The sequence below is a fragment of the Pseudomonadota bacterium genome (assembly GCA_039028935.1).
In the GTDB taxonomy this organism is placed as follows: domain Bacteria; phylum Pseudomonadota; class Gammaproteobacteria; order Steroidobacterales; family SZUA-146; genus SZUA-146.
This window is the reverse complement of sequence record JBCCHD010000016.1, coordinates 59,987-79,181: the sequence shown is the minus strand read 5'-3', so window position 1 is coordinate 79,181 and position 19,195 is coordinate 59,987. Positions and strand designations below refer to the sequence as shown.

Genomic DNA, 19,195 nt, shown 5'->3' with positions numbered 1-19,195 from the left:
TGACACACTGGGCCACGACGTTGGAGATGAACTGCTTAAACGGGTCACTACCCGAATTCGAGGCCTACTCCGCGATTCGGATGTTCTGGGTCGACTCGGTGGTGACGAGTTCGTCATTATTCTCGAAGCACTCGAAGAAGACCTGGCACCTCAACGCGTATCGGAGCGGATTATTGAAACGCTTACAAAGAGTTTTCTCATTCACTCCCAAGAAGTAACCATCGGCACAAGCATCGGTATTGCCATTTCGCCGGATGACGGTACTGATCGCGATGCACTATTGAAGTGTGCCGACAGCGCCATGTATACGGCCAAGAATCACGGCGCGAGCGCGTTTAGCTTCTACCGCGAGGAAGTCGCGACCAAAGCCGCGAGGCATATCTCAATCGAATCAGCTATCCGTCACTCCCTCGCAGAACAAGAGTTCTTCCTTGAATTTCAACCGATTATCGATCTCAAGACCCGCGAAGTGGTTAAAGCCGAAGCACTGATTCGGTGGCGACACAGTGAACTTGGATTGATTCCCCCTGACGAGTTCATCCCTATTGCAGAAGAGTATGGGCTAATTGTGCAAATCGGCGAGTGGGTACTGCGCAACACGTGTAAAGCCATTGAGCAGTTTGATCAAGAGGGGTGTTACCTCGAATCGATCGCTATCAATACGTCGAGCCTCGAGTTTGTCACGGGCAACATGGCCAGTCGATTTGAAGGCATTCTCAAAGAATATGGGGTTACGCACAGTCGCATTGACCTTGAAATCACCGAACGCAACGTGCTCGGGGAATGCGAGGGCACCGAAGCGGAATTGCAACGGCTCCGTAGCTTAGGCCATTCGATTTGCGTGGACGATTTTGGCACCGGTTACTCGTCTCTCAGCTACATGAAACGACTGCCGCTAAATATCGTCAAAATCGACAAATCATTCATCCAAAATATTCCTTACGATCAAAATGACGTCGCAATCTCAGATGCGATTATCAAGCTCTCTCACAGCTTGGGTTACCAGGTGGTGGCCGAAGGCGTGGAGACCGACGAGCAACTGGAGTACTTGCTGGCCAAAGGTTGTGACTATGCACAAGGCTATTTACTCAGCAAGCCTGTTAGGCAGTCGGCCTTCGCGCACACGGTGGAAGACATTCACCGACGCCTGTCCTTATCTGACACCCTTGTTCAGCGTATTCGTCGAGCGGCATTTCAGTAGCGTGAGGATGCGTGTCAAAAATGCAGCGTGCCGCCAGCGGTATCGGCTAACATTGCGCTCGTGCACTCGGTCCGGGTGGATTTAAAAACAAACCAGCAAGAACGGAAAAATCCAAGAAATTAACGACCCCATCGTTGTTCAAATCAAAGTCCTCTGACGAGGAGGCAAACGCGGTCGAAAACATATTTATGTCGACGAAATTGATCACACAGTCGTTATTAAAATCGGCATCGCAGACATTTCCAAAACCGTCTTGATCACTGTCGTACTGATCTGCGTTAGCCGTGGCGAGACAATTATCAAACAGATCATACGCGCCGTCGCCATCGTCGTCGCTCAGGCTGTTGGCTGCGCTGATATTGGTCGCATCGGCAAGCGCCGTCACAAACGTCCAGTTGGCCTCTGTCAAAAAGGGCGTCTCGATCATAGAAAACTGAATATCGCTTACCTGCTCTTTGTAGAGCGTGCGATAGAGGATCATTGCAGCCAGTCTGGAGCCCATTGCAGACGGGTGAAAGTGATCGAACTCGTAAAGAGACCCACTAAACGATGCGGCTTCGAAGGCATCGCCCACTGGGGCGATCTGCGCCGCGGCAGGCGCCACTAATTGATTGATCTGAGCACGAGCAAGCGCATAGTTTGACCGAATTTGCCTCTGCATCGTCTGAGGTGAATCGAATGCGTGGGCATATACCGGATGGCTCAGAGCATGCCCCCACGGCTGAAACAACACAATGCCAGCGTTATTTCCGGAGGGTGCGTCGCGCACCGTTTGTGACCAGCCGATGAGATCGGGCACGAACTCGTTTGAAGGATCGTTGAGTGTTGTTGCTCCCTCTGCGTGCCCCTGAATCACAGTATAGTCAAACGTCAATCCTAGAATATCCGGATGCGCAAGGTTGTTCTGTGGTGCAAATTGGAGCTGACTCCAGTGATAACCCACATATTCTCCGCCTTGCAAATCGACAATCAGTCGCGGTGCCTCGTAGCCGTCGGCCACCGCCAGTTCTGCCACAAATCCCGGCAGGTCATAGAAAAATGTATAGCTGTTTCCCATAAAAAGAAGATTTAGTCGCTCATCGTCAGCCTGTGCAATCATGGACAGGATGCACACGAAGGTCACGGCTAAACGGCGAAATAAGGTGTTGCGCATCGCGCTCATCGCAAAGGTCCTGTCGGTAAAATCATTTTTCTCATCATTCTATTTCTATCTTTACTCAATAACTTCTGAACGCTAGCTTGGGCCAGATCGCTGGGCAAGATAATCGCTCCAATTCAGGTCAACGACATGTGGACGCCCTGTCGTATCCTTTTGGTAGACATATAACCAGGCGTCGACATTCCGCGATATTTTTTCTACGTGCACCGACAGCGTTGTGCGCCGGTACTCCGATACGCCAACTGGCGGAGGAAAGCAGCGCTCATACTTATCGATGTTGGTCAGCACTTCTTTGGGTTTTGACGGCCGATCAGGCTCGGTTACTCGAAAGAGCTGAACGGCAACCGTCGATGACGTTGCTTTGTCTTCATCATCCAGATCATCATAGAGAACCAGACCCGGGTACTCCCCTAAATCGTAGAGACACCCGCTCACGCGCACTTCATCGACAAACTCACATAACTCATGCATACGCAGCTTCTTGTGCATATCTTGGCCCTTACAGAGCGTGCCATAGACCAGAATATACTCATCTGCCTGAGTCTGATGATGTTCAGGCAAGCACTGATCGGCAAGCTGTGTATAGCCATAGTTGGTGCAATAGCGCCGCAATACACCTCGATGGGGCTGACGAAACAGCGCAAACCACGAACCGAAATACGTCTGTCTATCCGCTCGAGTGATGTGACCGTATTGCTCAAGATATAAAAGATGCTCGAACTCGTTCAGCACTTTGTCAATGGCCAAGATATCACTGAGATCTTCCTCAGAGAGCCCTTCATTCCAATGGATGACTAACCGCGACAACAGGGGCTCAACCCGATCTCGGTATTGATAGTCCAAGAGTATTTTGCCGCGTTCCATGTCCGGTGAGGTTTGAAACTCGCGCCCCAACTCATGTAACCACTTTGCGGCGTCAATGCGTTTAACTCTTCGATAGTTTCGCACACCCCAAATTCCCGCAACGATCAACGCAAGGGCTGTGAGGATATCCGCAAACTGAGTGGCCACATTTAGCATTTCTGGAGAAGGCATATTGACGTTGTGTTCCTCTTATTATTCACACCTGGATGGCTGTTGCGTACCCACAGTAACTCACACCACACGGTGACCGATTTGAGTCACCGCAAATTTTCACTAACTCGCGTGTGCCAGGCGAACAATCACCGCTGAAGACTCAGCCCGCTTAAACTGATTGATCAGCCAAAACCGGCCACGGAGGGATCGGTCACGCTACGGTCGTGTGGGCACAGCAAAATTGGGGGCGACAACAACGAACACCGTTCCGTGCTCGGCCGTTTGCTGGCTCTTCACCGTAGAAAAACGCACGTCTCCAGAGCTTGACGCCGACCACAACGCGGCCGGCAGTTGAACAAGCGTCGTGTCCATATTCAGATCACCGCGAAGCAGGCACATTCCACCGCCACACTCGACATAGAGTTGGCCCGATTCGAAAGCCGAGCGCTCGGTTATCCGAATCACATCCGTCATGACGGCCTTCACCGCCTCGCTCCAGGTTGGTTCATCCCGATTCATTCGAACAAAGTCAATCAATTCGTTAATTTGCTCATCACTTGCGAGCATCTGATCTACATACAGGCGAATACTCTTTGCTTGCTTAGCTTCGACAATGGGTAGTGGCGGTTCCTCAGCCGTACCAACCTGTCCACCCTCTTCAATCACCGAGGTCCCCTCGACCGTGGATTCAGAATCATAGGATCGCCCGATCAGCCACACAGACCAGATCGCAATGACGCTGTACCCGATTAATCGAATTGTGAGTTTGGTATTCATGAAAATCCGTAGACGCTATCGTTCACCTCTTGTGCGAGCAATAACAATGTAGCACCACGCTGCTCGATTTGTAATGCACAGCCTGTTCCGACAGGCGGCAGAAACGCCGCGCCACACGATTGAGCATTACAAGAACCCTCGGTCAATTCATAATTCGACGAATAAGCTCAATACTCAAATCGGCTCAGTCGACCGGCTCTGATACAGTGACCCTCATCGACGCCTGATTCAATCCAACTTGTTGGCATGGCTTGCCATAACGCCCTGTGACGGGAGACCTTGATAGTCAGGGTCTCTCGGCACCTGATGATGCGGCGGACCATTCAACAATAAGTGTGTAATTGTAGGCAATTCGCCGTATTCGTGCGCCTGGAGTGCGACAGATGTCTGCGACAACCAGGAACTCGGTGGCTAAGATAGTGGATACTGACACTATCCACTAAGAAGCTTGAATAAAGGATCACTCATTATGTCCGGGGTTTGTCATAGGCTTTTGCGCCTGACCTGTCTACTCGCACTGCTATCTGGTTGTAGCAACGACTCTACGTCGACAACCGAGCAACTGAGCGACGAATTGAAGTTGAGCCTCGCCGCCCATGGCGGTATCGCGTCGTTCACGCTGCCCGACGAAACCGCGTTTGACGATATTCCGGCCGATCCGGCCAACCCGATCACCGCAGAAAAGGTGGCGCTCGGGCAAGTGCTTTATCACGAAACAGGATTAGCGACTCAGGCCACTGATATCAATCGCACGGGCACCTATAGCTGCGCCACCTGTCATCACAGTTCGGCGGGATTCAAAGCCGGTGTTCCGCAGGGCATCGCTGATGGAGGCGAGGGCTTCGGCCTCGTGGGCGAGGGGCGTTTGCTTGGCGACAACATGGACGCAACCGCACCCGCCGGCTCGCCGCTGTTGCCGGATATACAGCCTGTGGCGTCACCCACTACGCTTAACGTCGCCTATCAAGAGGTGATGCTCTGGAACGGTCAATTCGGTAATGCGAGTAATAGCTCAATTAACAGCGGTATACCTGACTCCATTTTGAGCACGCCCGGCACACCCAAAGAAGAAAACGCCCGAGGCCTATCCGGTGTTGAGATCCAAGCGATCGCCGGACTGGGAGTACACCGACTTAGTGTTGAAGGCGATTCACTGCTTCAGAACCAGCCTGACTACATGCAGTTATTTACCGCGGCGTACCCATCGAGCACCGACACACTCGAGGACGCGGCTAAGGCCATCGCTGCCTATGAACGCACCCTTCTGACCAACCGTGCGCCGTTTCAGAAATGGTTGCGTGGTAACGATAACGCCATGACCGACAAAGAGCTTCGCGGCGCGCTGCTGTTCTTTGGTAAAGCCAATTGCGTGAACTGTCATACCGGACCAGCATTGAGTTCCCGCCCAGGTTCAACGGCGGATGCGGTGTTTATGGCCATTGGTTTTGCCGACTTAGACACCACCGACCCTCGCGTTCATGGCAGCGTGAGCGACGCGGTTTCGCGTGGTCGAGGCGGCTTCACTGGCAATGCGGCAGACGATTTTAAGTTTAAGATCCCGTCTCTATACAATCTGGCGGACACCGCGGTATACGGTCACGGCGCATCATTTACCAATGTGCGAGACATCGTGGCCTATAAAAACACGGCGGTGCCTCAAAAGACACTACCGGGCACCCAACTCGATAGTCGATTCCAGCCTCTGGGTCTGACTATTCACGAAATCGACGCGCTGACTGCCTTTCTGGAAACCGCGCTATACGACGCAGAACTGGATCGCTATGTGCCTAGTTCACTTCCGACCGGAAACTGTTTCCCCAATGCGGACGTGCAGTCTCGCGCGGACTTAGGCTGTTAGTGCATCGCGTAGTCACGCGCGTCATTCAGTCGTCGAGTCCGCGAAGTAGAATGACACGATACGCACAATGCAGCCAGCGCTTTCGCCCCAGCGCCTACCGAGTGAATCCATAGCGGCGTCACTAGGCACAAAAAAAGCGGCCGCGATGACGCGGCCGCCAATTCGTAATGATGACCGCCTTAGGGCTGCCAGCTTGCCGTTAGATCGACTCCTGAGAACGTGCGATACGCACGAATCCCAATATGCCAAGTGCCGGCCTGTGGATTGTTGATTGTGCACGTTTCGTTGTTGCCGTTCAGATAAGGTCGGCAATTGTAGCTACTGGTGCTCGGCGCGGAGCCATAGCGTAAGTAAAGGTCGGCATCGCCGGATCCACCACTTATGCTAACTACCAAGCTCGACATGCCTGATGGGATTTCCACCGTGTAGCGCACCCAGTTGCCGCGTGATGCCGACAGATTGTCGACGCCGCCGGAACCACCAGAGTTTCCGCCGCCGGATGGCTCATCGAAACTGCCGACAAGCGACACGCCTGAGAAGGTCGCGTACGCGCGCACCATGACATGATACGTGCCCGCCTGAACATTGGAGATTGTACAGGTTTCGTTATTGCCGTTGAGGTACGGACGACAATCATAGCTACTGGTGGTTGGCTCGGAACCAAAGCGCACATACAAATCAGCGTCGCCGCTGCCACCACTGATACTGAAGCTTAGGTTAGTAGCGCCAGCTGGCACGTCGAGCGTGTAACGCAACACGTTACCCTGTGAGGCACTCAAGCCGGTTTTGGCAACACCATTGGTTAACTCATTACCGCCGCTGGGGGGCGGATTAGAGGGTGACACCGCATCCACTGCCGCATTGGCGTCAACGATGCCGCTGCCGCATTGACTACACGAAGCGGGAAACGAACGCGCCGTGTTTTTCAGCGTATTTTCAATTTCATTGGGCGTAAGCGACCCATCCACCGCCAACATCAGTGCCGCCACACCTGCTACATGCGGTGCCGCCATACTGGTGCCTTGGTAGAACTCGTAGTTGCTGCTGCCCGGTCCTTGTGAACCAGAATTCAAGGTCGACAACACACCGTTCGATGCATTGCCCCGCACGTCGCCACCTGGCGCCGCCACATCGACCAAACTCCCGAAGTTGGAGTAATACGCCTTGCCACCACTGCGATTTGTTGCCGCTACTGTCACGACACCGCTGCAATTAGCCGGATTCGCGTTCGATGCGTTCACGTTTGAATTGCCGGCCGCAACGACGACGACGGCGCCATTACCGCGTGCAGAGTTAATGGCCGACTGGGTCGTGCTGCTGCAGCTACCGCCACCGCCCAGGCTCATATTGAGCACGTCGGCTGGATTAGCATTGCTTGGCACGCCGCTGACGCTACCGCCTGCCGCCCAAATAATGCCGTCGGCAATATCGGATGTATAACCCCCACATCGTCCAAGCACCCGCACCGGCACCACTTTCGCGTTGTAGGCCACACCTGCCACACCGACATTATTGTTTGAAACTGCCGCAACGGTTCCGGCTACATGCGTGCCGTGCCAACTACTACTGGATGCGGGCTCACCGGGACCGCACTGACCCGCACTGGCCCAGTCGCCTGGATCAGTGGCATCGGAATCGCGACCGTTACCATCGACTGACACAAACGTATCGCCAATCATGTCGTAACCGCCAATCAAATTGGCGTTCAAATCGGGATGTGAACGGTATCCGGTGTCCAGGACCGCCACCACTACACCACTGCCTGTGGACGAGTCCCAAGCGGCAGGCAAGCGTATTCCGCCAGTGTTTTCAAAGTAGTGCCACTGTTCGTTGTAGCGCGGATCATTCGGCGTCGCCATCGGCTTCATCAGTCGATCAATTTCGGCGTACTCCACCGCAGGATCGGCATTGAGCTTAGCGAGTCGCTTTTGTAGATCGGCATGACTGTACCAGCGCTCAAGTCGAAACACGTCACCGCCAGTAGCGATTTGACGCGCGTGTCGAACGTTTACACTCAGCATCGATGTTACCGCTCGATCCAACGCTTGAATATCGCGTGTCTGGGCAGCGCGGCCCATCGTCGATGCGTTATTCGCGTTAAATTTCACAATGATTTGATTGCTGTTTTGCGATGCGGTCCGTGAGAGAGGATCGGCCGCGAATGAGAATGGAGTGAGAAGAAAAGCAACCACTGTAGCAACACAGAGGCGCACGAACGTGCCGTTGGCACGGTCAATTTCGAACGTCATTGAGTTCCCCTAATCAAAAAATCAAAAAGAAAAATGCCGCCCGGTTGTCTTTTATTGTGTTATTAATTTCACCAGTTCTTCACATACCCTACGACGTCAAAAGAACAATTTCAAATCAATATGTTACAGCCGATTTTGTGTTTATTTTTTAACCAAAATAAGACTTCTGCGGTGCCCAGTTTACATAAGCGTTGAGGATAAGGTAGACAGCGTTTCGCCTCAGCTTTGTGTGCTCAACCACCCGGAAGCACAACGCTCTCGCACTGGTTGCGGTACACGCGCCTCGTCCAGGCCCTCTCATTTATCGGCTATGCAAAAAAAACGCCCCTTAATTAAGGGGCGTTAATTCGTGACGTAATGTCTGTCGATCAGAACTGTCGACTAACAAAGGTCAGCCTAGCATTAAGCGGGGCACCAACTGTCGCCTGATGCGTGCTGTGCGAATTTGGAAAGTACTCTTCATCGGTCAAATTCTCTACGTTCAACTGAATACGCATCGTGTCTGACAGATTGTAGAAGACCATCGCATCGGCTCGCGTATAGGCGGGCAACGTCGCGCTATTGCTGTTATTGATAAAGCTCTCGTCTTGATAGGTGAGACCGAAACCCACGCCGATTTTCTCTGTAGGCTGATAGGTATTCCAGACTGAGAACATGTTTTCAGGAAGCTCACGAGGCCGAAGCGTGCCGTTTGCTTGTTTGCCGTCTAGGTAGCTGTAACCTGCGGAAATCGTCCAAGTGTCAGTTAACCGGCCCTGTAACTGCGCTTCAAAACCATCAACGGTCGTACGAATAATATCGAACTGACTGGCATCCGCATCCGACACGACCGGCGACTCTTGCTCGATCTCGAAGATCGCGGCCGTAAGGCTCAGGCTGTTGACGAAATCCCATTTAATACCGACCTCCATGTTCGAGAAGGTATTTGGGTCCAGCCGATTATTGTCACCATTAATATTCGCAAACTGCTCACCCGATCTTGGTAAGAAACTCTCGCTGTAGCTTCCGTAGATCGAGACATTTTCGACTGGCTTATAAACAACCCCAAACCGAGGAGACACCTCATCATCTTTTCGGTTTCGGGACTCGAGGTTATCGGGGTCTAGATTGTCAACGTCGATATCAAAGCTATCGAAACGAAGACCTAACACAACATCTAACTGCTCGGAGAATTCAATTTCATCCTGAAGATAGAATGAGAATACTTCGACATCAGCCGCGGTATCGTCGTTCAAGTCTGAGAACGTCATCGCAGTCGTGTCACCGCTGGCATTGACGCCCATACCGTTCTCAAACATCAATGGGCGCATCACGTTAAAGAACTCAACATCATCATTTGAGCCACTCCACACTGGATTAAAACGATCATTGTCATTTGACGTATCGATAAACTCGAATCCCGCGACCAACGTATGACCAATCCTGCCCGTTACAAGCTCGCCAATAAGATCGGCGGATAGAATCGTGTTCTGACGCTCGGTCGTATCAATGTAACCGTCGATCCCAACAATATTCGTGTCGGGATCAAAAGCGGATGCATAAAAATTCTGATAGAGCTTGTCATAGTCGCCATGAAACAGGCTTGCTCGGCCCTTCATATTAGCGGTAAAGGCATGCTCAACCGTGGCACGGAAGAGATGCGCTTCCAGAGTCGTTTCATTGAGTGCGGCATCCCCAAATACGATCTCATCAAACGCCTCCACCGGCTCTCCGTCTGCACCGGTCGGAATGCCGCGATCGATAAAACGTTCGTGATCGACGTATTCATAAGAAACATCGACTGTTGTATCAGGGCTAATTTGAAACCGCGCGGTTGGATTGAAGCCGATTTGAGTACCATCAAAGAAATCCCGATGATTGTCCAAGCTCTCATACATGAAGTTAACTCGAAGCGCAGACTTGTTGCTGATGGAATAATTGGTATCCAGCTGACCGCCAAACTCACCGAATGAATCAAACGTAAGTTGATAGTTTGTGAACGTCTCATCAATGACACTCTTCTTCGTCACACGATTGAGTACACCACCCGTTCCGCCTCGACCGAAAAGCAGAGCGTTTGGACCGCGCAATATTTCAACCTGTTCGAGGTTGTAGAGCGGCCGATAGTATTGGACGTCATCACGCACGCCATCGATGAAAAAGTCGGCGGTCGAACGCACGCCTCTAAACACGACAGCATCACGATGACCCTCGCCTTGAGAGGTGTTCACACCCGGCGTGTAGTTAACAACTTCGCCGATGCTACTGAGTCCTTGGAGCGCAATTTGTTCGGCCGTGAAGATCGACAGACTCTGCGGGACATCAATAATGGGCGTTGGTGTCTTCACCGCGTTTACCTGGTCGACGTATAGGTATCGACCAAATACTTCGACTTCTTCGAGTTGTTCACCCGAATCCGATTGCGCAAATGACGCCGGCACGACGGCGGCCACAGCCGCCGCTGAGGCCAAATAATAAGTAAGGAATTTCATTAGATTTTTATCCGAAAGAGGAAAATGGAACGAGAATATAGATAGGAATCATTCTCATCGCGGATTAGACGCGTGTGCTGAAACCTTGTCAATCAATACTTGATATTGATTCTAAATCAGTCAGAACAAAATCATATCTTATTGTAATTAATAAGATAAATTGGTTTAACGATAACGTATTGAACCGTGTTTTGGGCGAAGTTGCGCAGCTGAGTGGTCGAGCGGCAAATCGAAAGACCGCCTGAGAGAAACGGTATTGCTCAGCTCGTCTGTGAACGCGGTTCGAATCGAGATAAATAGAACTCTTTCTGCGAGTTCCACCGCCGTAACGAAGGGCTCGGCGATTTCCGTACTGGGTCGGCAGAATAGCCACAGCCGGTTGTCGACGGCGTACATCGATCAATTTCTTTGATGGGATTTGACGTTGGCGTAGGACATGCGCGTGCTACTATTTTGAAACACTCGCTCAGTTCAAAGATCGCCGTCTAAACACTCTTCGCGCACAGGAGTATCAATATGCATCGCCACCTCGCACCACTCTTGCTCGGTATGGTATTGGTATTTCATTCACATGGCGCGATGGGCCAAACGCAGTGGATGGACTGGACGGCACTCACCAACCCGTCAGGTCCGACCGCGGTCAGTGGCGTACTGGGCGCCAGCGGCATCACCGCAACAATGAGCAGTACTGGCAACTCAGCCACGATCTATGGTCCAAATACCTTTATCGACAATAGTTACGACTGGGCGACAAACAGTTACACACCGATGTTGGTTGGCTCTGACGGGCTGTATCTGGAGAACCTTGTCGCCAACTCGGATGATACCTGGACAATCGAGTTTTCGCAGACCGTCTACAATCCAACCTTTCATGTTTTTGGTCTGGAGCGAACGTACACGTTTAATGACGCAATTAGCGTGATCAGTGCCAACCGCTTCGACTACTCACTCAGTGACAATTCGATTACCGCCACCGCCTTTACGACCTTGCATGGCACCCTTCAAATGTCGGGCGCCTTTGATTCAATCACCATTGTGGCTTCCGGCATCTCCAACAACGGCCACAATCGGGATGCTATTTACTTTCAATTGGGTGCGAGCGCTGTCGCGCCCGATGCCGACGAAGACGGCATCAACGATTTTGCCGACAATTGCACACTGGTTTCCAATCCCGATCAGAGAGACACCGACAACGATGGTCAGGGGAACATATGCGACTTTGACTACAACAATGACTGCGTCATCAATTTCCTCGATTTGGCGGCGCTCTCATTTGCGTTCGGCTCAATCGTTGGCGATCAGAACTTTGATGAGAATATTGACCTTAACGAGGATGGGGTGATCAATTTCTTGGATTTCGGCATGCCACCTAACAATTTCGAAACGTACTTCAATGGACCGCCAGGACCGAGTGCCGATCAGTGCATGGATATGACGTAAGTTCTCTGATCAGAGAGTCGTCGCAAATTTGCGCTAGCATGAACGGCTCGTGCGCACTACGGACCAAGAATATCCCCGCCAACCGGTAATTGACTGGGGACATACGTCGGCACCTCGCCGTAAAAACGCGACGTGTTCACGGTGTTTAAAAAGCGTTCGATATCACCGAAGTCATCGTCTTCAAGTGTCACGCCTAAATCGTCGCGGTCCTCATAGAGTGCAACGGCGTCGCGTAGCGTCGCTTGAGATCCATCCTGCATATACGGGGGTGTAAGCGCGACATTCCTCAGGGGAGCGGTTCGCACGGCATCTAGGTTTTCAAGGACAGGTTGGGTCGGACGAATAATAAAATCGGATAGCATCGGACCGGAGTGGCAATCAGTGCAACCGGCGTTGATAAATTTATTCAAACCCGTTACTTCATCTGCCGTGAGCGCTGATTCGTCACCGGCGAGAAACGCGTCAAAACGCGTGGGCGCGGAAATGAGTGTGCGCTGAAAAGTCGCCAAGGCCTTCGCAACATTGTCCATACTGATCGGGTCAGGCCCCTCGAAAGCGGCCTGAAAAAGAGTCTGATATTCAGGTATGGCATTTAGGCGCGAAACGATCTCGGGAAAGATTTCAGTGTCGGTTAAAAACGGCCCTCGCATCTCCAACGCGCTTCGTATTGGATCCAAGGCTTGCGCCTCAAGCGTCGCAGCGCGCGCGTCCCAAAAATAGGGGCCCGACTCAAAATACGTCGGGAGAGCCGCATTGCCAATGCCAGCAAATCCCGAATCGAGCACCGTGGGCGAATGGAACGGTGTGACTTGCTGACCCACTCTTTCCGGCCCGAGTCCCTGACCGTCCGCACCGATCGATTTGGGGCGTCCGTCAGACCAGGCGAACTCGGGGTGATGGCACGACGCGCATGAGACATTCATTTGTCCCGATAAAATCGGATCCCAAAAGAGAAACTCGCCGAGTGTGCGTTTCTCGTCCGAGAACGCGTTGGTGGTCGGAAATAGCGGTGCCTCAGGCAAAGGTGAAAAAAACGCCGTATAGGGCAATTCGGGTGCTGCGCCCGATGCACCCTCACCCTCACAGCCGGCTAACGCCAGCATCGTCACACTCAACACAATAGCCCAAACGCCACGATTCATGGCACACTCCGCTCGTCATTCGAGGTTTAATCGTAGAGTCGCGCGTTGGGCGTGCGTAGCGAAAATTCATGTAACTTACTGATTCTTCTTGAACCGTCCTGTTTTCTTCATGAACCGTCTCCTTCATTACATTCGCCCGGATCAATCTGCGGACGCATTGCGGCTCTGGGCGCTCATGGCGGTGCTCGCCACGGTATCGCAACTGAATGAGGCGCTAGTCGATGCCACCCTAGGCCAACAGGTAGTGTACTGGGGAGTCCGCCTAACTGTGTTTAGCGTGTCGCTTTTCAGCGCGCAATGGTTGATCGACACCAAATGGCCAAACGCCCTGCGCTCCCCATCTTGGCTCAAGCCGGTTGTGATCGTTAGCGCTCTGGCGATTGTGCCGTTCACGCTGGTTGAGCTTTTCCTCGAGTCACAGTTGCCAATGGTGCCGGCCTACGATGACGACGACTTGATGGCCATCTCACCGATGCTGGCGTTTGCCGCCGAGTACGGCACCAACGCCACGATCGTGATGCCACTGCATTTCCTAGTGTGGTTGCTGGTCACACGTCACGCCCAAGGTGCCCAGTCACAAAGCGTCGACGCCAACCTACCCGTCCCCACGTTTCTAACGAAGACCCACGGTATCCGCGTGGAAGAGGTCGTAGCCTTAAAAGCCGAAGAACACTATGTTCGTGTTTATACCCAGTCGGATAACGAACTCGTGCATCAGAAGTTCGGTTCTGCCATTACTCAGATGCCGCCCTCACTCGGGCTTCAAGTTCATCGTTCTTGGTGGGTCGCCAATCATTCGGTGGTCGGTGCCAAGCGCGGCGCCCGGCGATGGCAACTGACGCTGATCAATGATCTTGACGTGCCGGTTAGCGACGGATTTATACAATCGGTGCGAACCCAAGGCCTGCTTAAACGCAAATCACGACAGGCTTCTCAGTAGCTTGAACGCGGCCTATTTGGCCATCGTCGGATAGCGCGGTCTCGATCTAAACTTACGTACGACGTCGAGTCGTGAGCCTAATCCTCCTCTTTTTCGGTATGCAGAAGTAACCAGCAACAAAGAGAGACGATAACGATGGGCGCCTACTACCGGACTGGACTGATTCTCGCCGCCGCTTTGCTACAGGTGGCCTGCCCAACCTTGCTACCAGAGCAAGATTCACGGATTAAGAGCATCCTTGTTGAACCGGTCGTGCAAGGTGACGAACCGATCGTTAATCTCAACTTAGTGTTACCCCCGCTTGGCAACAAGCGGGTGCAGACCATTACCGCCGAATTCCGCTCAGCGCGAGAATTTGGTCGACCCTGGATTCAGGCTGACGGCGAATTTCAAGGTTCTGGAAATAACTGGACGGGCACCTTGCCCGCGCTGAATCTTGGCCCTTACGAAGTGAGACTGATAATCCTGCTGCGCAACTCGCCGAGTGACCCGTTGGTTGTTGAACCCGTTGTGAACGAACTGATTTTGTCGAACCCGGTTGCATTCGACGTGGGCATCGATACTCAAGAGTGCTTTGATTTTCGTGATGACGGCAACGCGCTGCAAGGCTGGGGACACGGCGGCTATCGAACCCACGATGGCCAGACCACAACTGGTACGTGTCCAGAGAGCCTATTTCGTAGCGCGTCGGGCATCAGTGCCATCGTATCGAGCAGTTGCTTACCAGACGAATCCGTTCGTTTTGATATGGTGACGCCCAATATTGAGCAGCGTCCGGGGTGGTCAAATTCGCAAGGGGTCGTGCTGTTTGCCGGCTCAAACATGACCGGCTGGCTGATGCAGCCGATTCTCCAGCGCGGCAATGATCAAACCTCACTGTTTCCGCAAACACCCGACGGCAGCGGGCCCATGTTCTATCCCCTCTCGTTGCCGGGTGGCAGTGTGGCTAACCGCTTCAACATGGACATCGACTCTGGGCCAATCAATCGACTGCGAGTGCGTTTTTTTAGTCCACCCTTTAATGATGGTAGCGTCGCCGAGGGATTCCACTTTGTGCGGGCCGCCTGCCCCCTGCCCGATCGACCTGGCTGATTATCGTTACTTTATTAAGTGCAATCTTTACGATTGAATCGCTCTTTGTTCTGACTTCAGTGAAAATAGAATCACTCAATCTGATGATCTGTCGCCACTTGGGCATCAATCAAAACCCCTTCATCACTTACCGAGCGGGGACTACTCAACCGACGTTCGTTGCCAAACGATAATAGGATTATCTTTATTGGCCATCCTCTCTAGATGGTCGCCAACTACGCGCTCCGCTCGCTCAACGGCTTGTTCATCTATGACAGACACCGAGATTCGCATAAATCGGTCGTCACACTCAATCGTGCACAAGCCGAATGGGAATTCTATACGGCCCCGGTTGCCCTCGGCAATCGCAGGAATTTTATGCGCAAAGTGTTTGCAGAGCCGCCTCGTATAGGCAACCCCGTGTGGTGTCGCTACTTTTGCATGAATCAGCATCCGCTTACTTCTCAATTGTAATTGGCCAGACAATAACTCCGACACTACACTTTTCCAGTCGACCGAATGGCGTCTACTGACGCATACGTCGACACGCAGTAGGGCACTAGATAGGTTAATGGGATACGCCATAAAAGATCGCTAGTAAGCGCCCCCGTCACAAACACATCACCTTGATTGATAGCTACTAAGATCGTTCCAACCAGCACAGACACCTTGGCGCTTCGCTTTACCACGACCGGTTGCAATGCCGTTGCTAACCATCCTTGAGCAGCGTCAAGCACTTGCTACTGCTCCTCTGGCCAATAGAGACGCATCGGATTATGCACTAGCAAACGTTGCTGCGATTCAACCGTCGGCGCAATGCTCGGAATAAAGTCGACCAGATGACCATCATCCGGCATATGTGTTTTCATATTTGGATGTGGCCAGTCGGTGCCCCATAGAACACGATTAGGGAAACGCTCAACAATACTCTTAGCAAATGGCACCACGTCCCCATATGCAGGCGGGCCTACCCTGGATAACCGCTCAGGGCACGTCACTTTGCACCAAACATTTTCGTTCTCACTCATAAACCGGACAAACTGTCGAAATTCTTCGCCATTCGGATTCTTCGTTACATCAGGGCGACCCATATGGTCGACCACGATTGGAACTGGTAAAGAAGAAAAGAATTCAGCGTACTCGCGCAGATCACCCGCCTCAAAGTAAATCACTACATGCAGTCCAAGAGGATCTAATCGCTGAGCAAGAGCCTCATATTCGATCAGCGGTTTTGGATCAACGAGACGACGAACAAAGTTAAAACGTACTCCACATACGCCACTCTCTCTCAGTGTGATTAGCTCACTATCACTTATGGTCGTGGCAACAGATGCAACACCTTTAGCCAAACCATTCGACTTTCTCAACGCATCGCATAAAGCTCGGTTGTCGTTGCCGTGACAGGTTGCTTGAACTATGACGCTTCGACTAAACCCGAGATGATCTCGAAGCGCCCAAAGCGCCTCTGCTGGTGCATCAGTGGGCGTATACTTTCGTTGTTCAGCATAAGGAAATTTCTCGCCAGGTCCGAACACATGACAGTGCGCATCAACCGCTCCTTTCGGCAACTGGAATCTGGGCCTTGAAGGAGATGAATGAAAGGTCAGCCAGTCGTGATCCGCCTCAAACACAGGTTTCTCGTTCATGTTAGGTATCGCTCTAGTTGATCTAGTGTTTTCATCGCTGGAAAAACCTGTGCGACACTGGCACGAGGCTCACGACCTTCTTGAATTGATGAAACAAAATCTCGGTCCTGCAGTTCGATGCCATTCATGGAAACATCGACATTACTCAAGTCAACCGGACGATCGTAACCATCAAACAACTCATCATATCGAGCGATGAATGTTCCTTTATCACAGATATATCTAAAGTATGTTCCAAGTGGTCCATCATTGTTGAACGACAACGATAGAGTGCACAGAGCACCAGATGGACTCTTCAACGTTATGCCCATATCCATCGCGATACCGAGTTCTGGGTGCGGTGGGCCTTGTATTGCAGAGACTTGCGAAGGCAACTCTTGTGTTTGATAGTGAAAGAGATCAACGGTATGGCACGCATGATGCCAGAGCAAATTATCCTTCCAATTGCGTACTTTTCCCTCTGCATTGACGTTTCGACGGCGAAAAAAGTAGGTCTCAACAACAAGATGCTGAAGAATCAAGTCTCCTCGCGAAATTCTTTCGTGGATCCATTGGTGGCTGGGATTATACCGTCTTGTGTGTCCTGCCATCGCGACTTTTCCAGTCTCCTTCTGAACAGATACAATTCTTTCAGCGTCGCTTAGACTGTCCGCCATCGGTATCTCTACTTGAACGTGCTTGCCAGCCCTCATCACTTTAATTGCCTGTTCTGCATGCAGCGGGGTCGGCGTTGCGAGTATCACAGCATCGATGTCAGATAGAGCAAGACCCTCATCAAAATCAGTTGTGCAAAAAGGTATATTGTGTTTTTCGGCAAATCGTTCGGCGTCTTCGCGAATACCGCCCACTAGCGCACCGATAGATGCATTATCAATATTGCGAAGACTCGAAGCATGTTTATCGGCGAAAGCTCCTTCACCGGCTAAGAGAATATTCATGGTTGCCTCTTGCCTGAGTCCCGCATTGTCAGACAGCCCCTCACTTGGATCGTCACCATTCAAAAAGAATAGTTGGTTTACTCAGAAGTGGGCATTGAATATTCGTTGATTAGTAATGAATTACGCTGCGAGATCTAGGTGAGATCCATAACCACAGCTCTAATTTGCTCTACCAATAGCTTTGCCGCAGGAGCCATATTGCTCCCTGACCGACTAGTGATACCAATTGGTCGATATGTGTTGTGAAGCTTGAAAGGTAGAACGGCAAGCATGCTACTCTCTTCTTCCCGAATTATCTGATGCCGAGACAGAACAGTTAGCTGATCTCCTTCAAGTAATAGTCCCCGCAAAAGCACCATCGAACTGGTTTCAACTACGTGTTCTGGACACTGCATTTTCTGCTTGCGTAAAGCGGTCTCAAACAGTGATCGAGTTGGCGTTCCTACTCTAGGCAAGATCCACTCATAATCCAGCAGCATAGACCAAGTAAGTGGCTCAACATTTTGCAGTGGATGACCCACTCGAACAATAACGGACAGCTCATCAGTCATTATCGGATCCTCCTCCAGCCCTGGCTCGAGGTTGGGCCCACGTAGAGCACCAACAAGTAAATCGATATCACCACATCGCAATGCAGACACCAAGTCGTCGTACGGACCCTCCAAAGTAGATACATCGAAATTTGGATGTGCTTGTCTCAGTCGTGCAATCGCTCGGGGGATTATCAGAGTGCGGACAAACGGCAAACTACCAATTGAAATCTGCCCTGTCTCCTCTCCTTGCATCGACAACACTTCGTCCACCGCATGCCGCATGTAACTTCGAGCGAGTTTTATATATCGAATGAGTTGTCGCGAAAAACGCGTCGGGATACTTGCACTGGGAAGACGCTCGAAAAGGGTAGCACTTAACATATCTTCGAGCTTGCGAATATTCGAGGACACGGCAGATTTCGTAACACCCAGATGCTGTGCAGCAGACGAGAGACTTTGCCAATCTGCAACCGCAAGAAACGAGTTCAACCACCTATCTGAGACGTCCATTTGGAAAAATCGAGATAAGCCGGGGGACTCCTGTACGAGGACTGGCGGAACCAACTCTCCTGCAGAACTCATGGCTTCGGCGGCAAGAACGGCGCCTCGTTCAAGAGCCCTACCATAAGCTGTGGGTGTAACACCTCTAGAGGTTCGATCAAATAGCGCAACGCCCAACTCGCTCTCAATCTCCTGTAGCGATTTGGTGACAGAAGTTTGCGATCGATTTATAGCCTGAGCGGCACCGGTAAT

The 19,195-nt window shown here is 51.8% G+C and carries 15 protein-coding genes; 5 read left to right on the top strand and 10 right to left on the bottom strand.

Annotation, left to right across the window (positions count from 1 at the left end; all coding sequences use genetic code 11):
* Nucleotides 1-1,201, top strand: a 1,201-nt coding sequence (locus AAF465_09745; GenBank protein ID MEM7083005.1) for a bifunctional diguanylate cyclase/phosphodiesterase, incomplete at its 5' end; no start/stop codon positions are given.
* Between the two features lie 46 nt (nucleotides 1,202-1,247).
* On the opposite strand, the gene AAF465_09740 is transcribed toward AAF465_09745, so the two are convergent.
* The 3 genes from AAF465_09740 to AAF465_09730 all read right to left on the bottom strand — a co-directional run bounded on the left by AAF465_09740 (nucleotide 1,248) and on the right by AAF465_09730 (nucleotide 4,154).
* Entirely contained in the window at nucleotides 1,248-2,363 is a 1,116-nt protein-coding gene (locus tag AAF465_09740; GenBank protein ID MEM7083004.1) for a hypothetical protein, read from the bottom strand.
* A gap of 72 nt (nucleotides 2,364-2,435) precedes the next feature.
* Nucleotides 2,436-3,395, bottom strand: a complete 960-nt coding sequence (locus tag AAF465_09735; GenBank protein MEM7083003.1) for a gamma-glutamylcyclotransferase family protein — start codon at nucleotides 3,393-3,395, stop codon at nucleotides 2,436-2,438.
* 198 nt (nucleotides 3,396-3,593) lie between these two features.
* On the bottom strand, nucleotides 3,594-4,154 hold the full coding sequence (locus AAF465_09730; protein ID MEM7083002.1) for a hypothetical protein: 561 nt from the start codon (nucleotides 4,152-4,154) through the stop codon (nucleotides 3,594-3,596).
* A gap of 580 nt (nucleotides 4,155-4,734) precedes the next feature.
* On the opposite strand from AAF465_09730, the gene AAF465_09725 reads away from it, so the two are divergent.
* Nucleotides 4,735-6,012 (top strand): cytochrome c peroxidase, encoded by a 1,278-nt coding sequence (locus tag AAF465_09725; protein ID MEM7083001.1) that lies wholly within the window; start codon nucleotides 4,735-4,737, stop codon nucleotides 6,010-6,012.
* 179 nt (nucleotides 6,013-6,191) lie between these two features.
* Here the strand turns inward: AAF465_09725 and AAF465_09720 are convergent, their stop codons facing one another.
* Together AAF465_09720 and AAF465_09715 are read right to left on the bottom strand one after the other, a co-directional pair.
* On the bottom strand, nucleotides 6,192-8,261 hold the full coding sequence (locus AAF465_09720; protein ID MEM7083000.1) for a S8 family serine peptidase: 2,070 nt from the start codon (nucleotides 8,259-8,261) through the stop codon (nucleotides 6,192-6,194).
* 368 nt (nucleotides 8,262-8,629) lie between these two features.
* Nucleotides 8,630-10,732: a TonB-dependent siderophore receptor gene (locus tag AAF465_09715; GenBank protein MEM7082999.1), complete on the bottom strand. Its 2,103-nt coding sequence runs from the start codon at nucleotides 10,730-10,732 to the stop codon at nucleotides 8,630-8,632.
* A gap of 516 nt (nucleotides 10,733-11,248) precedes the next feature.
* Here AAF465_09715 and AAF465_09710 point away from each other — a divergent pair.
* A complete protein-coding gene (locus AAF465_09710) occupies nucleotides 11,249-12,172 on the top strand; it encodes a dockerin type I domain-containing protein (GenBank protein MEM7082998.1) in 924 nt (307 codons plus the stop codon).
* 56 nt (nucleotides 12,173-12,228) lie between these two features.
* Here the strand turns inward: AAF465_09710 and AAF465_09705 are convergent, their stop codons facing one another.
* On the bottom strand, nucleotides 12,229-13,314 hold the full coding sequence (locus tag AAF465_09705; GenBank protein MEM7082997.1) for a cytochrome-c peroxidase: 1,086 nt from the start codon (nucleotides 13,312-13,314) through the stop codon (nucleotides 12,229-12,231).
* A 109-nt stretch (nucleotides 13,315-13,423) separates the two neighbouring features.
* Between AAF465_09705 and AAF465_09700 the strand changes: the two genes are divergently transcribed.
* Both AAF465_09700 and AAF465_09695 read left to right on the top strand, forming a co-directional pair.
* Nucleotides 13,424-14,254: a LytTR family DNA-binding domain-containing protein gene (locus tag AAF465_09700; protein MEM7082996.1), complete on the top strand. Its 831-nt coding sequence runs from the start codon at nucleotides 13,424-13,426 to the stop codon at nucleotides 14,252-14,254.
* A gap of 135 nt (nucleotides 14,255-14,389) precedes the next feature.
* Nucleotides 14,390-15,346, top strand: a complete 957-nt coding sequence (locus tag AAF465_09695) for a hypothetical protein (GenBank protein ID MEM7082995.1) — start codon at nucleotides 14,390-14,392, stop codon at nucleotides 15,344-15,346.
* Between the two features lie 476 nt (nucleotides 15,347-15,822).
* On the opposite strand, the gene nrtS is transcribed toward AAF465_09695, so the two are convergent.
* From nrtS to AAF465_09675, 4 genes are all read right to left on the bottom strand, one after another.
* Nucleotides 15,823-15,987: a nitrate/nitrite transporter NrtS gene (gene nrtS, locus AAF465_09690; GenBank protein MEM7082994.1), complete on the bottom strand. Its 165-nt coding sequence runs from the start codon at nucleotides 15,985-15,987 to the stop codon at nucleotides 15,823-15,825.
* Nucleotides 15,988-16,065: 78 nt separating this feature from the next.
* Nucleotides 16,066-16,971 carry an amidohydrolase family protein gene (locus AAF465_09685; GenBank protein MEM7082993.1) on the bottom strand — a complete coding sequence of 302 codons (906 nt, stop codon included), beginning with the start codon at nucleotides 16,969-16,971 and terminating at the stop codon, nucleotides 16,066-16,068.
* Entirely contained in the window at nucleotides 16,968-17,909 is a 942-nt protein-coding gene (locus tag AAF465_09680) for a Gfo/Idh/MocA family oxidoreductase (protein MEM7082992.1), read from the bottom strand. Before AAF465_09680 ends, AAF465_09685 begins: the two co-directional genes overlap by 4 nt.
* 134 nt (nucleotides 17,910-18,043) lie before the next feature.
* Nucleotides 18,044-18,931, bottom strand: coding sequence for a LysR family transcriptional regulator (locus AAF465_09675; GenBank protein MEM7082991.1), 888 nt, complete (start codon nucleotides 18,929-18,931; stop codon nucleotides 18,044-18,046).
* Nucleotides 18,932-19,195 lie beyond the last annotated feature (264 nt).